At 41.3% G+C, this 15,767-nt stretch carries 11 protein-coding genes; 2 read left to right on the forward strand and 9 right to left on the reverse strand.

Features of this window, described 5'->3' with window-relative positions; translation table 11 throughout:
- Positions 1-142: 142 nt before the first annotated feature.
- From XEN7305_RS12525 to XEN7305_RS12545, 5 genes are all read right to left on the reverse strand, one after another.
- On the reverse strand, positions 143-2,674 hold the full coding sequence (locus XEN7305_RS12525; RefSeq protein WP_006509806.1) for an FG-GAP repeat protein: 2,532 nt from the start codon (positions 2,672-2,674) through the stop codon (positions 143-145).
- Positions 2,675-2,774: 100 nt separating this feature from the next.
- Positions 2,775-5,285 (reverse strand): FG-GAP repeat protein, encoded by a 2,511-nt coding sequence (locus tag XEN7305_RS12530; protein ID WP_006509807.1) that lies wholly within the window; start codon positions 5,283-5,285, stop codon positions 2,775-2,777.
- A gap of 137 nt (positions 5,286-5,422) precedes the next feature.
- A complete protein-coding gene (locus XEN7305_RS12535) occupies positions 5,423-6,793 on the reverse strand; it encodes an NAD(P)/FAD-dependent oxidoreductase (protein WP_006509808.1) in 1,371 nt (456 codons plus the stop codon).
- A 12-nt stretch (positions 6,794-6,805) separates the two neighbouring features.
- Positions 6,806-7,609: an SDR family oxidoreductase gene (locus XEN7305_RS12540; RefSeq protein ID WP_006509809.1), complete on the reverse strand. Its 804-nt coding sequence runs from the start codon at positions 7,607-7,609 to the stop codon at positions 6,806-6,808.
- A 49-nt stretch (positions 7,610-7,658) separates the two neighbouring features.
- Entirely contained in the window at positions 7,659-8,627 is a 969-nt protein-coding gene (locus XEN7305_RS12545) for an SDR family NAD(P)-dependent oxidoreductase (RefSeq protein WP_006509810.1), read from the reverse strand.
- 309 nt (positions 8,628-8,936) lie between these two features.
- On the opposite strand from XEN7305_RS12545, the gene XEN7305_RS12550 reads away from it, so the two are divergent.
- Entirely contained in the window at positions 8,937-10,154 is a 1,218-nt protein-coding gene (locus XEN7305_RS12550) for an alpha/beta hydrolase (protein WP_006509811.1), read from the forward strand.
- Positions 10,155-10,656: 502 nt separating this feature from the next.
- On the opposite strand, the gene XEN7305_RS12555 is transcribed toward XEN7305_RS12550, so the two are convergent.
- The 4 genes from XEN7305_RS12555 to XEN7305_RS12570 form a co-directional block, all read right to left on the reverse strand.
- The gene (locus tag XEN7305_RS12555; protein ID WP_006509812.1) at positions 10,657-11,805 is read right to left on the reverse strand and encodes an iron-containing alcohol dehydrogenase family protein; all 1,149 of its coding nucleotides are present in this window, start codon (positions 11,803-11,805) and stop codon (positions 10,657-10,659) included.
- A 51-nt stretch (positions 11,806-11,856) separates the two neighbouring features.
- On the reverse strand, positions 11,857-12,375 hold the full coding sequence (locus XEN7305_RS12560) for a Ycf51 family protein (protein ID WP_006509813.1): 519 nt from the start codon (positions 12,373-12,375) through the stop codon (positions 11,857-11,859).
- Positions 12,376-12,529: 154 nt separating this feature from the next.
- Positions 12,530-13,381 carry a mechanosensitive ion channel family protein gene (locus tag XEN7305_RS12565; RefSeq protein WP_006509814.1) on the reverse strand — a complete coding sequence of 284 codons (852 nt, stop codon included), beginning with the start codon at positions 13,379-13,381 and terminating at the stop codon, positions 12,530-12,532.
- Between the two features lie 354 nt (positions 13,382-13,735).
- Positions 13,736-14,644: a TIGR04168 family protein gene (locus XEN7305_RS12570; RefSeq protein ID WP_006509815.1), complete on the reverse strand. Its 909-nt coding sequence runs from the start codon at positions 14,642-14,644 to the stop codon at positions 13,736-13,738.
- A 180-nt stretch (positions 14,645-14,824) separates the two neighbouring features.
- On the opposite strand from XEN7305_RS12570, the gene XEN7305_RS26650 reads away from it, so the two are divergent.
- On the forward strand, positions 14,825-15,751 hold the full coding sequence (locus tag XEN7305_RS26650; RefSeq protein WP_006509816.1) for a pentapeptide repeat-containing protein: 927 nt from the start codon (positions 14,825-14,827) through the stop codon (positions 15,749-15,751).
- Positions 15,752-15,767 lie beyond the last annotated feature (16 nt).

A 15,767-nucleotide genomic window follows, 5' to 3' on the forward strand; every position in this document is an offset into this window, starting at 1 on the left:
AGGCGATTTCTCAAAATATTTGTACCAGGTTTTGATCAGATTTATCGATAATCTGTAAGGACGATTCGCGAATCGCCCCTACGTCAATGGTATGTTCTTTCCCAAAAATCACCTTATTACTTATTACTCATTACTTAATTCTTTATTCTGTGACAAAATCATCACCATTTAATTGATCAGCATTGACATTTTCGACAATAGCTAGAACTTGATTATTATCTGTAATACTAATCACCGCATTATTGCCATTTTGAGCAATAGTTAAATCACTAAATTCTAAACTGCCAAGACCAAAGCGATCGCTCAGCAAAAACTTATCAACCCCATCAACATAATCTTTAACTCGGTCAACCCCCACATTAGCCCCACGAGTTAATTCCAAGAAATCGTTCCCACTACCACTCCAGAGAGTATCGTTACCTTGCCCACCAAAGAGAGTATCACTGCCATTATTGCCGAATAAGATGTCATTGCCAGTATTGCCTTCTAGAGAATCATTGCCGACATTGCCGAATAAACTATCTGTCCCGTCGCCACCAACTAAGACATCATTGCCATTGTTGCCATAGAGAACATCAGTTCCTGTCCCACCAGCGAGAAAGTCGTTATTGGCTTGTCCCCAGAGAACATCATTGCCCTCTCCGCCAAAGAGTTCGTCATCTCCTGTCCCAGCAAAAATAATATCGCTGCCAAGTCCACCGAAGAGAGTATCATTACCCGCATTACCATTTACTTGGTCATTTTCCGCATTTCCGAACACAGAGTCGTTACCATTGCCCCCGAAGAGCGTATCGACCCCATTGCCACCGAGGAGAGTATCATTGCCATTATTACCTAAAACGCGATCGCGTCCTGCTCCGCCAACAACTGAATCATTATCAGCTTGACCCCAAACAGTATCATTGCCGTCTCCACCATCGATAACATCATTGCCATTATTGCCAAAAAGACTATCCTGTCCTGCATCACCATTAATAATGTCATTGCCAGCTAATCCTCTGACATTATCATCACCAGCTAAAGCATGAATTTGATCAGCATTAACTGTGCCGTCAATGACATCGTTCCCTGGTGTTCCCGTAATCTTGTTAGGTTGAGAGTTATCGACCCCAAAAACAACGTAACTTGCACCTACATCATAATTACCATTGAGTTGCGCATTTCCCGCCCCGATAATAATATCGTCGATACCATCACCATTAACATCACCGGCATTACTTACAGATCCTCCAGCAAAATCTGTTTCATTGACGCCATTAAGGACAAAACCATTATTGCCATTGAGACTAGAGAGTTCTAAGCTACCATTACTCCCAATGTTAGTCTCGCCAAGGACCACATAACCTGACCCTGCATTATTGTTACCATTAGCATCAACAAGGGGTGCACCAATAATTAGATCATCAAAACCATCTTTGTTAATGTCTCCTGCATTACTAACTGAACCACCAAATCCGTCTTGTGGGTCAATACCATTAATTACAAAACCATTATTGCCATTGAGTTGGGATAACTCAAAATCGCCGCTATTCCCAATATTATTGTTGCCGAAAACTATATAGGTTTTTCCTGAAGTATCGCGATTATTACGATCCTCAGGAACCCCAATAATCAGGTCATCAATGTCATCACCATTAATATCCCCGGCATTACTAACCAATCTTGTAGATTGCTCTACTCCATTCAGAACAAAGCCATTGCTTCCATTGAGCTCAGAAAGTCCAACCCGACCACTACTCCCGACATTGTTATCACCAAAGATGACGTAACTTTCTCGTCCACCAATAAAGTACCCAGGGCCAGCGAAAGGTTCATATACAGCAGACCCAATAATGACATCATCAAAACCATCGCCATTGATATCTCCGAGATTACTTACAGAAATCCCAGTACTGGCTATATCATATTGCCCAGTAGTATCAATAATAAAGCCATTGTTTCCATTAAGAGCAGAAAGTTCTAGATTGCCAGTGCTCCCGACATTATTATCTCCAAAGATGACATAGCTTTCTCCTTGGGAACTACTTAAACCTGGGGCCCCAATAATCAGGTCATCTAGACCATCACCATTGATATCTCCTGAATTACTAACCGAAAAGCCTGAAATATCAGCAGAAGATAAAAAGGTTCTCTCACTATAATTTCCTCTGATACCTTGAAGAACAAAACCATTACTACCATTTAAATCGGAAAGTTCTACCGAAGAACTAAGGTTATTACCCCCGAAAACAACATAAGTTTCTCCTGCATTGTATGGTCCATAGCTGGCATTAGGGTTATCAGCAAAAGGTGCGCCAATAATCAGGTCATCAATGCCGTCACCGTTAATATCTCCGGCATTATTTACTGAACTACCTGAATAATCCCCCTGATTATAAATCTGATTTGGGTTGTTTGAGTTGATCCCTTGGAGCAGAAAACCATTATTCCCATTCAGGTTGGAGAGTTCAAAACTACCATTAGCCCCAAGATTGTTATCGCCAAAAACTAGGTAACTCACTCCAGCTTCATCTTTAGCAGAAGGTGCACCGATAATCAGGTCATCAATGCCATCACCATTGACATCTCCGGCATTGCTTACTGAACTACCAGAGCGATCGCCTGCATCAACCCCGTTAATGACAAAGCCATTATTGCCATCAAGATCAGCTAAATTAATCGAAGCTGGAAACATAATTTATTACCTCAAAGAAATGATTAAATTGCAAATTTTACTGACATGGGAATTACAAACTAAAAGCCCTTAATTAAGGGATCTCCTGCTCAAAAACTAACTAGGCAACTACGAAATCATTACTATTAAGTTGCTCTGCATCAGTGTTCTCTACAATTGCCAATAGTTGATTGTTAGCGGTAATTTTTATTTGAGCATTATTACCATTTTGATTGATAGTTAAATCACTAAATTCTAAACTGCCAAGACCAAAGCGATCGCTGAGCAAAAACTTATCAACCCCATCAACATAATCTTTAACTCGGTCAACACCCACATTAGCCCCACGAGTTAATTCCAAGAAATCGTTCCCACTACCACTCCAGAGAGTATCGTTACCTTGTCCACCAAAGAGAGTATCATTGCCATCATTGCCGAATAAGATGTCATTACCAGTATTGCCTTCTAGAGAATCATTACCGACATTGCCGAATAAACTATCTGTCCCGTCGCCGCCAACTAAGACATCATTGCCATTGTTGCCATAGAGAACATCAGTTCCTGCTCCACCAGATACAAAATCATTATTTGCTTGTCCCCAAAGAACATCATTGCCTGCTTCGCCAAAGAGTTCATCTGCCCCCCCATAGCCAAAGAGAATGTCGTTATCTTTTCCGCCAAAGAGACTGTCATTTCCAGCATTGCCGATGACTTGATCATTCCCAGCATTGCCAAAAACTAAATCATTGCCCTCTCCGCCAAAGAGAGTATCGATGCCATTGCCACCGAGAAGAGTATCATTGCCATTATTACCTAAAATGCGATCGCGTCCTGCTCCGCCAATCACTGAATCATTATCGGCTTGACCCCAGAGTGTATCGTTATCGTCTCCACCATTGATAATATCATCACCATTATTACCAAAAAGAGTATCTCTTCCTGCATCACCGTTAATAATGTCATCGCCAGCTAATCCTCTGACACTATCATCACCAGCTAAGGCATGGATTTGATCGGCATTAACTGTGCCGTCAATGATGTCGTTGCCTGGTGTGCCTTGAATTTTATTTACTGGAGAATCTTTGACGCCAAATATCACATAACTTGTTCCCACGCGCTCTTGCCCATTAGAACCAGCGTAATATCCACCGATAATGATATCAGCAACCCCGTCTCCATTAACATCGCCAGCATTACTCACTGAATTGCCAACGCGCTCATCAAATGCTATACCTTCTAGGACAAAGCCATTGGTTCCATCAAGTTCGGTAACCACCAAATTAGGAGTACTACCCAGATTTTCGTCGCCAAAAACGACATAACTCGCTCCTGTAAAATCTTCATCTCCAGGACTCGCAAAAATGGCTCCAATAACAACATCAGCAATGCCATCACCATTAATATCCCCGGCATTGCTAACTGAGCCACCGAGACGACTATCAAAATCACTTCCTTGAATGACGATACCATTACTGCCATTGAGCTCAGAAAGCTTAAAGCTACCAGTAGTTCCGAGCTCATTGCTACCAAAAACGATATAACTTTCTCCTGCTCGGAACTGACCATTGGGCTCGGCACCAAAAGCGCCAATGATTAGATCATCAATGCCATCACCATTAACATCCCCGGCATTGCTTACCGAACTTCCCGAGCGATCGCCACTGCTAGGAGGAGCAACATTAATTCCTTCTAAGACAAAACCATTAGCCCCATCCAGCTCAGAGAGTTTAAAACTACCGCCAGCTCCAAGATTATTGCCGCCAAAAATAACATAACTTTCTCCTGCACTATAAGTTGAACCTCCATGCCCATTGGGATCTCCCCCAGGAGCACCAATAATGACATCATCAATGCCATCACCATTAATATCGCCGACATTACTGACCGAAGTACCGGCAAAATCTCGTTCATCAATTGCTTCGAGGACAAAGCCATTCGTGCCATCGAGAGCCGCAAGTTCTAAGACACCATTATTGCCAATATTATTGCTGCCAAAAACGACGTAACTTTCTCCTACGAAAAAACTGCCATTTCTATTGGCAAAAGGAGCGCCAATAACCAGGTCTTCAATGCCATCACCATTGAGATCCCCCCCATTGCTTACTGAGCTGCCGGAAAGATCACCAGAGGCAATCCCATTAATCACAAAACCATTGGAGCCATTAAGATTCGACAGTTCTAAACTACTACTACCGACATTACTATTACCAAAGACGACATAGCTTTGACCTCGATCTATTTGGCCATTGATATTGGCCCGCTCTGCTCCAATAATGACATCATCAATGCCATCACCATTAATATCCCCAGCATTGCTTACGGAGGTGCCAGCATAATCACGCTCATTAATACCGTTAATGACAAAGCCGTTAGTGCCATTAAGGTTTGAGAGTTCTAGATTGCTACTATTTCCCAGATTCTCGTCGCCAAAAACGACATAGCTTTCTCCTGCATAATAATTGCCATTAGGATTTGCCCGATCTGCACCGATAATCAGGTCATCGATGCCATCACCATTGAGATCACCGGCATTGCTTACTGAACTACCAGAGCGATCGCCTGGGTCAATCCCGTTAATTACAAAACCATTATTGCCATCAAGATCAGCTAAATTAATCGAAGCCGGAAACATAATTCACCCCAAACAGATGAGTTCTCAATAGCAATTATAGAGGCATATTTAAAGTTTTTAATCAGGTTTATAAATAAGAATTATTTTTGTATATTTTATGTAGCATAAATTTTTGATATTTATATTATCTGACTTTCTTAATGGGATAAAAAGTTAGAAGAGGAAACCTGAGCGGGCGGGATAGCAGGAAGAGGTGAATTGCGGAAATTAGGATACCGAGCATCAATCTGATGAGCTTTTTTGATAAGGAAGTTAAATCCGATATTGAGTAGTCTTAATTGTCTAAAAGTTTGCTGGGGATCAGAGAGATGAGTTTTCGGCAAAGACTGTCCTATTGACTTGAAAACTAGACCGATAGGAACTTCAATTTCATCCTGTAATTTAAGGAGGCGAGCAAAAAGCGGACCGTAAGCTGAAATAATCGAGCCTACTCCACCTCTTGCTTGTCCCCAACCAACATAATATAATCCCTGGTAATCATCGAGAAAAGAACCACCATAACATTCAACTATCGAACCTTTAACTCGCTGAAGTTCGGTCGGCAAAAAGGGATAAGCGACATCATAGCCAGTAGCACAAACAATGAGATCGAACTCCTCGCAACTGCCATCGACAAATTCAACCAACCAATCGTTTAGCCGTTGCACGCCTGGCTTGGGAATAATGCGACCATGTTTAATATAGTAGGGTACCTCATTGTTTAAGGTAGGATGTTTGGCAAAAATTCGATACCGAGGTTTAGACATCCCATAATGTTCATGTTTGCCAAAAGTGAGGCGGATAATCCCGTAAGCCATCAAGCGTTGAAACCATTCTGGCATCCATCCTCGAATTAGATCAACGATGGGAATTCCCGCAAAAGACTTAGGAATAAACCAAACTGATTCGCGCAAACTCAAGACCGATTTAGCTCCCACACGGGCAGCTTCGGCTGCTATGTCACAAGCTGAATTTCCTCCTCCGATGACCAGTACTTTTTGACCTCGAAGTTGTTCGGGTCGTTTGTAATCCTTAGAATGGATAATTTTTCCTGCGAATTTTCCCTCAAACTCAGGAAAACGCTTACACCAGTGATGACCATTGCACATCACCACTCCTTTATAGAGTCGCTGTTCTTGATTATTGAAGGTTACTTCCCAGAGATTATTGGCTACTGGTCTGACGTAACTTACTTTCCGGTTCATTTCAATAGCTTCCCGCAAATGAAAATGATCAGCAAAGGCATTAATATAATCCCGCATATTTTGTGCGCTGGGAAAGTCGGGATAATGCTCTGGCATCGGAAAGTTACTAAACTGAGTAACCTTGCGAGAGGATATAATATGAGCTGTTTCGTAAACTCCATGATACCAATTGCCCCCAATCTGATTGCTGGCATCAACTTGATCGTAGAAAATTCCCGCTTCTTTCAAGGCTTGGGCGATACCGAGTCCGACAAAACCAGCTCCGATAATTAATTGCTTGTGGGCCGTTTCCCCTGTTTTGTAATTGCTGCTAGAGTTGCTCATCGAGATTTTTATTTAATTTGTGATTAAGCGATCGCTAATCCAGTTATATAAGCTGGGAAAATATTGCTTGAGAATATGAATACTGTTTGCCATCTTATCGGGAAATACATGAAGTTGATTGCCTTCAATTGCTTTAATGGTTTTTGCCATAACTTTAGCCGGATCAGTTGCTAGATGTTCAGGAAAACCTGATCCTCCTTGGGCTAATGTCCCATAGCGTTCTGACTGAAGAATCGGCGTCCGACTAAAAAAAGGATACACTGCTGTAACCTTGACATTATAGGGTTTTACCTCATGCCAAAGTCCTTCACTAAAACCACGCAAGCCAAACTTGCTAGCGGAGTAATGGGCCATCCCCGCAGGAGCAATCCAACCTGCTAGAGAAGAAATATTGACAATATGCCCTTGCTGTCGCTCAATCATCTCAGCAACAAACAAAGAGCTTAAGCACATGGGTGCTATTAAATTGACCTGCATTAGCCTCTCCCATTTATCGGCAGGAACTTCGTCCATTCGCCCAAATAAACCGATACCAGCATTGTTAATTAAAATATCAACAGGGATGTCTAATGCTTTCACTTTTTGGTAGAGAGTTTCACAACCTTGGTGGCTAGATAGATCACTGTCAATACAAGTAATAATTTCGCCTGTGGGGATCTCGCTTTTGATTTGGGAAGCACAGGTTTTTAGTCCAGTTTGTTCAAGATCACTTAGAATTAAGCGACTGCCAGCTTGTAGCAACTGGCGAGTGAGTTCTTGGCCAAAACCTCCCACCGCACCAGTCAGCACTACTACAGCTTGATTGAGATCGCTCATAGTTGATAAATTTTATAATTGTCCCTGTGGTTAATTTTGAGTCTATTGCTTAAATTTTAGGAGATTGCAGCATTCCCCATAGTAAGAAAATCCAAGGTATTTTGATATTGGGAATCAACCAAGCATATTTTCTTAATGCAGGAAAAGTAGCAGGCATAATAAATCGGAGAGAACGTAGGGAAGCAGGGCGATCGCCATTTTGGTCCACAAGGCGATATTTTTCCGCAAGTTCCGCGACAATCTGGACCTTGCCGGTATATTTCATGATCTTGGGTTCCCCTGCCAGAGCTGCGATTACTCTACCTGTTAGCAAAGGCGTTTCCCAGTTATAGCCATCAGCAAATATTTTCTGCGCTTCACTAGAAGTTGCTTGCTGGGCAAAATTGGTAATCTGTTCTGTGCCGACAATTCCTGGCCAGAGGGCGATCGAAACAATGTTATCGGGTTTTAACTCGGTGGCCATATCTGCGGCTAAGCGATCGCAAGCTGATTTTCCGGCACCATAGGCAGCCCCAAAAAGATAAGACATGCCTCCCCAAGAAGATATCGTACAAATAATTCCCTGCTTACGAGCACTCATCATACGGGCAGCCAACACACTAGTAATATAGTGACTACGAAGACCAACATTATTAACCGCATCCCAAAGAGCAGGTTCAGATTTCCAGAAGGGTCTACCGTAGGCATCCCCAATTGCCTGTACTCCGGCAAAGACATTGTTAACCAACAAATCCAGTTGTCCTTGTTGTTCACGCTGAATGCGCTCAAAGAGCAATGCTACTTGCTGATCATCACTGTGATCTACTTGAACAGGAATACATTTGCCCCCAACTTCTTCCACAGCTAATTGAGTTTCTTGAAGACTACCAGGAAAGCGAGCACTGTCGCTAGATTTATTCAGACTCCGACCTGTAATATAAACAGTTGCTCCAGCCTCACCTAAGCCGATCGCAATTCCCTTGCCGACACCTCGTGTTGCCCCTGTAACTAATACTACTTTTCCCCTAAGGTCTGACATTATAGCGTTTCTCATATTCATAAGATACAGTTTGCTGTTCCCTATTCCCTATTCCCTGTTCCCTGTTCCCTATTCCCTGTTCCCTATTCCCTGTTCACTATTCCCTATTCCCTGTTCACTATTCCCTATTCCCTGTTCACTATTCCCTATTCCCTGTTCCCTATTCCCTGTTCCCTAAAGCATATCCTTATGTATCTCACTAATTAGAGAAGGGCTATATTGCTTGTTAATAGCCACTGATTAGAGTTTACACTTATGTTTAATATTAGGGCTATTTTGCTTCACAGAAAGATTTTAAGTAGTAGATAGATGTCTCAAGCAAACTTATTAGAGATTTTTCGATTCTTGTGGTTAGTCCCCTTACTTTTAAGTCTGTTGGGATTTTTTCTGAGTCTTTGGATTATTATTCCTGCCTCCACTTTCAGCTTGCTCCCTCTGGGAGTGGGTGCCCCAGAACTTAGTCCTTGGCTAATTGTCATTAATGCGATCGCGCTTCTGCTGACAGTTTTAGTTCATAATAGTTGGTTGTCAGCTATCATTTTCATCTGTAGTTTACTCGGTCTAATATTAAGTCTCTTGCCGTTGCTCCAGTTACCTGCTGCCAATGGGAAATTTACTGCCGAGATGACAGCAGTTTTGGGCACAGACTATTTGCAAGCTGTTCCTCAAGCCTTACAAAACCAAATGCGTCCCCAGCCATTTGCGATCGCAGATGTTTTTCGAGGCATTCCCATCAAAGAAGTTCGCATTGAAAGAGGTATTATCTTTGCGAATCCCGATCAAGTTGACCTCAAATTGAATCTTTATCGACCTCCGCTAACTGGAAAATATCCAGCTCTGATCATTATCTACGGTGGCGCTTGGAGAGAAGGCAACCCTGATAGCTATGAGACTTATAGTTCCTATATGGCAGCCCAAGGATACTCGGTGATCGCAATTGATTATCGCCATGCACCTCAATATAAGTTCCCCGCCCAGCTGGAGGATGTGAAATTAGCTGTGCAATATATTCAAGATCGGGCTGATGATTTTGAAGTTGACACGAAAAGAATGGCTATAATGGGTCGCTCGGCAGGGGGTCACCTAGCTACTCTGGCTGCCTATCAGCAAAATGCGTTTCCTTTTCGAGCAGTTGTAAGCTATTACGGTGCGGTTAATCTAACAAAAGGCTACTATGATCCACCAGTGCCCAACCCCATCGACATTCAAACTGTACTCCAAAACTTTTTGGGAGGAACCCCAGAAGAACTTCCCGAACTCTATCGACAAGCTTCTCCCATCAATTACCCTAGATTAAATCTTCCTCCTTCGCTACTAGTTTATGCAGGTCGTGACCATTTAGTACAGGCTAAGTTTGGTCGACAGTTATACAACAAGTTGAAGGCAACTGATAATCGTGCTGTGTTGCTGGAAATCCCCTGGGCAGAACATGCTTTTGATGCAGTTTTTTTCGGAGTTAGTAATCAACTTGCTTTATATCATACTGAACGCTTTCTAGCATGGGCCTTAAAATCTCACCAGAACTAAAAATTAGCTTTACACGACTTTGCAAAATTAAGTTAATTGCGAGTAAAAGGTTTTAGGTTTTAGGTTTTAGGTGTTAGGGACATCCCGAAAAACGATGAATTCAGCAATGATAGACATTTAGGACTTACGCAAATTTCCCATAGGTTTTAGTGCAAGATATTCTAGAGATATGTTTTTCAGAAATTACAATTTCCATTGTAAAAAATAAAACAACCACCAAGACAATCCCTAATTTTCCAACTTACCAGTTAATCCTTACGCAAGGGGTTTGGGGGCGGCGTCCCGGCCCCAACTGGTGGTCTGGGGGACTGGTCCCCCAGTAGCATTTATGGCTTTGATCGATAATTTACTGAATACCAATATTTCATTTTGCGTAAGTCCTAACATTAAAATTCTTTATATCTAAAATATTCTCCGATCTAAATCAAAATATGACTTTTTTTTACCTAAAACCTAACACCGGTCCTGACTAGATCATAAAATTGCCAAGTCGTGAGCTTTACTAGGTTTTTAATTCTTTTGCGGTTACAGTAGTGGAAATCATCGCAGCGGTTAGCTGTTCACTAGAGACCACAAAGGGTAAGCGGTGAATATCAGATTTCTCATTACAAGCAACTTCGGCTGCATGACGTAATTTTGCCAGACTCACTTCTGCCAATCCCAAGTCCTCTAGAGTTTTTGGTAAACCAATTTCACCATAAAATTTCAATAATTGCTGCCGAGCCGAAATTGCTAACTTATTACCTTGGATCATCTCTTCCAATCGCAGTTGCACCAAGATGCCATAGGCAACTTTTTCCCCATGTAAAACATCATGGGCTTCGGTGAGATGGGTCAATCCATTATGGACTGCGTGAGCCGCCACGGTGCGACAATTCGCACCGCCAATTCCCCCAATCACCCCAGCCAGTAAAACAGTGGCATCTACGACTTCCCGCCAAGCTTCCCCTTGGGGATTTTCTAAAGCTGTTAAAGATTTTTGCAATAAAATATCCCGCAGCACCCTAGCTTGTTGCACCGCAGCAATGGTTAAAGTTGCGGTCGAATTACTACTACTAACAGAAGCTTCATACCATTTGGCGATCGCATCTCCAATGCCCGCTACCAAAGTGCGTTGGGGCGCAGTGCGAACGAGACCGTAATCGAGAATCAACAGTTCAGGGCAATGATCCAACCCTACATCATATAAAAATGCCCCGGCTTCGGAGTAAATATTAGATAGAGCTGTCCAAGCTGCACAAGTGGCCCCTGATGTGGGAATAGTAACAATTGGTAGGCGACATTGATGAGCTAATAATTTTGCTGTATCCAAAGCCTTGCCGCCCCCAACACCGATAATAAAATCAGCTTGATGCTTCGCTACTGCTTGATTTAATTTTTTTAGAGATGATTCTGCACAGTCGGGGAGATAGGTAGCCTCCTTAGCTTTTAACTGCTGTTGCTCAATAATCGGCTCAAGATAGGATTTAACTCTGGCTAAACTGCGATCACCCCCAACAATTAAAGGCGATTTTCCGTAAAATGCGATCGCATCCCCTGATTGACTCAAGATATTTTCTCCTCGCAAAACCTTACTAGGAGAAATTAATAATGGCGCGTAGCTATTATCTGTTAGTTCCTGCTCACTAATAGTTGATAATGAATCTTTCATCTTATAGATAGTAATAATCTTGACTTGTTAAAAGTTGTTGAATAGTCACTGTTAACTGTTGACTGTTAACTGATTAAGATTGTTCTCGAATATCTGAATCGTAATATCTTCGTTGTCTGTTGCGAAAAAAGATTTTTTTGCTTGTCCTAAATACAGAGGTATGGACAAATTATCTTGAGGATGGACAACTGTTCGGATGGCAATAGTAAATTGATCATTCCCGATAGTTCCTGTCCTGCCATAGGTGGATAAATCTACCGCTGCCTGTCGCAAAGTAGGCGCGATCGCCGATTTCTTGATATCTGGCGGTACTATGATTACTGCTTTATTAAAGCCATTATCGAAAACCAAAGAATATCTAGCAGCTCCGGGAATTGTTGTGTGGGAAAACAATCCCAAGCTAAGGGCAAAAATACTGGCAGTGATAACTCCCATAAAACTAGTCACCCCAACGAGGCGAAACTTAAATCCCCAACCGGCAACCCAAGCAATCAGAGTTAGCACTAAGAATGCGATCGTCAGGTAACCGGACCATATGGAGTAGGTGAGAAAGTCAGTGGGCAGTTCCATAAGAGATAGTTTAAATAAATAAAAAGCACGGTTTTTCTTGTGATTTATTATTATCCAATATCTCTCGATTTTTTTAAACCACAGGCAAATCTTTCCACCCAAAAACTAAAACCTAAAAGCTAACACCAGTCTTAGCTAGAAAATAATATTACTTTTATTGTTCACTCTCAATATTGTGATGATAAATAGTCCGAATGGGATAGGGGATATTAATATCAGCTATATCAAAGGCTTTCTTAATAGCTGCGATCGCCTGGGTTTGTACATAACGCACTTGCTTTTGAGTCGAATCAGTCCAATAGCGCACCACAAAGTCGATAGAACTATCACCAAAATTCACCAGATCAATTTCGGGAAAAGGTTCTTGAAGAACGCCCTCTACATCATGAATAGTTGCTTTCAAAATTTTTGTGGCTTCTGGCAAGGAAGTATCATAATCCACCCCCACACTGAGATCGGTTCTGCGAAAAGAATATGCGGTAAAAACTTTGACTGCATTAGTAAAGACAGTTGAATTGGGCAATAAAACTTTTTCGCCGTTATAGGTACGAATTTGAGTTGTTCGAACACTAATATGTTTAACGACACCTTGATAGTCATCAATGATTATTTCATCGCCAATGCGAAACGGCTCTTCTAGCAAAAGAATAATTCCCGCCAAAAAGTTTTTAAATATGTCTTGAAAAGCAAAACCAATCGCCACGGAACTGACACCCAAAGTTCCAATGAGATGACTTAATTCAACACTGGGAAAAGCTAAAACACAAGCTAGTAAGATTCCCAAGGTCCAAACACCAACTTTGACAGCTTTCCCCAGCAATAGCTGCAAAGAAGTACTGCGAATAACTCGCTTCCCTGTTTCGTGGGCAATCTTTTCACTGAAAGTAACAGCATATCTCGTTAAAAAAATGATGACAAAAGCTGATAACAAGCTAGGAAACTGTTTAATCGCTTGCCCCAAGAGTTCATGTAAACTGTTGACTATAGTTTCAAGTATACGATTCACAATTCAAGCCCCGAAAAATTTGGATAATCTGTTTTAACATCCTTTTCCTTTTACTGTTAAGTATTTTCCGAAGATTAAATTTAGTGATTTTTTCAATAAAAAACCCCGGGACTACCGAGGTAAAATTCAGGAGAAATCAATGTTGACGCGAAACACTGAAATATGCTAACAGTTCTATCTTAGAGCTGCTATCTTTGTCAATAAGTCAAGGCACAAGCAACAAAAATTATTATTAGTTGCTTGAATCCTGTCCTTACTTATAAAATTGTAACAAAAATCTTGACAATATGGTATTTATTAGTGTATTGGATAGAATCCATCACCTGAGCTAATATCTTTTCTGCTTTCAAAGCCTTAGGTTTCAGAACAAGACTTGTATAAAATTTCCTCCGACGCGATCGCATACTGCTCATCTACCCAGACTAAAGAAATTTGACTCACTAATGTTTTTCCCAGCGTCACCAGGGAAAAATTGCGCAGCTTATGAGAATTTTCGATTTTGATGCGAGGAACAGCTGCAGCGTTGAGATAAACTACCCCCTCAGAATTCCTATTCACGATAGTTCGTAGGCGATCTTGACGATGACGCAAACGATGATGCATATGGCCAAAAGTAACCAAAGAAATTGTTTTTCCTAAGCTAAGAGTTTTATCAATAGCCTCAGTGAAATCAGGATCTCCATGATCCCCACCCAGAGGATTCCAATCTTTGCCACAAGAATCTTCTGGTTGATCTCCCAATCCAAAGGGACCATTGTGACCAATAAAGATTAGGTGCTCGTAGAGAGTCTCTTGAGCTGCGGCAACAATCTGAGTTGTGGATTCGGCAAAATTGTTGATTTGATAGCGATCGCGATAAAACTGATGATTTTTCCATTGGGAGCCACCCCAACTAAACGGACGACCTCCTACGACCGAAAGATTATAATCCGGAAAATCCAATTTGCCATAACCAACATGGGCTGAGCCTAAAATATCCAACTGTTGTTGCACCCGATCTTCTTTGCTGTGATCGTAAGGTGATTTTTTTCTACCCCATCCCGAAGCGGTATACCAAGCGTCATGATTACCTAAGATCACAGCTTTGGGAATCGGTAATTTGGCAATCAATTTGATAATTTCTACTGACTCATTACCAAAATCCCCGACAAATAAAGCTAAGTCTACCCCCAAATGTTGCAGTGCTAGGTTATCTTCCAGTTCCCAGCGATCGTGTACATCTCCAATCACAGCAACTAATAGTTTGTCTTTTTGATCTCTCATTTAGCTATATTTTGCGCTTCATCAGTAACTCTCATTCTAGAAGCATCAGCCTCATAGCTCAATCGGGAAGCGATTTAAACGGAGACTTGTTATAATGTTGCTCTCAAATTTCACTAAATTGTGATGTTCGTGACTAGTAGTATTTGCTAATTATTAATTTATGACTGTGAGACCACCACAATGAATAATACAGACGATAAAAGTTTATTGTTCAGCTCTAATTCAAATAAACCATTAGGGGAAATATTAGTTGAAGCGGGATTAGTCTCTTTGGCTCAGATAGAGATTGCCTTACAAGAACAATCCGAAAGCAACTTAAAAATTGGTGAAATTTTAGCATTACATGGTTGGATTAAGCAGGAAACAGCAGACTTTTTCGTCGAGCAATGGGTAAAACTATTAGCAGAAGAGCAGAAACAACCTTTAGTTTATTATTTTAAAGAATCTGGCTTATTAGAAGAAGCACAAATTTCAGCCTTGCTAAAAGAACAGCAAAAACAACAGAAAATACAAGGCAGAAAAATTAGATTTCATCATCTAGCAGTGGAAAGAGGTGTTCTCAAAAGAATAACTGTTGATTATTTTTTAGCTTCCCTGTTTAATATTTATAGTTCTGGGGTGTTTTCCTTTACCAAGCCCTACGAGGTTCTTCGAAGTTACACCAATGGAGAAACTGACTTCCGGCGAACTAAACTTTCCAGCGCACCTTTGATGGGGATTAGTCTAAAAAAAGTTCTTTTGGATGAATCTAATTTGAAAGGAGCTAATATGACAAGTTGTAATCTTAGCTACTCTAGTATGATTGAAGTCAATCTTGCCCTGGCGAATCTTAATAAGGCGGTTCTAACTGAGGTTAACTTAAAAGGAGCTTGTCTAAATCAGGCTAATTTACGAGAAGCACATTTGGAGAAGGTTAACTTTAGGCGGGCTAGTTTGCAGAATGCTGATTTGAGTGGAGCCTATTTGCTCAATACTTGTTTCGCGGCTGCGGATTTACAAGGGGCGCAATTGCCATCAGAATGTCCCTATGAAATTTATTATGATTCTCACACCCGTTTTGATGATGATTTTGATCCTGTGAGTTCTGGTTGGATAAAGCAAGAATAAAAATTAAAAATTAAAA

It is taken from the genome of Xenococcus sp. PCC 7305, assembly GCF_000332055.1.
Lineage (GTDB): Bacteria > Cyanobacteriota > Cyanobacteriia > Cyanobacteriales > Xenococcaceae > Xenococcus.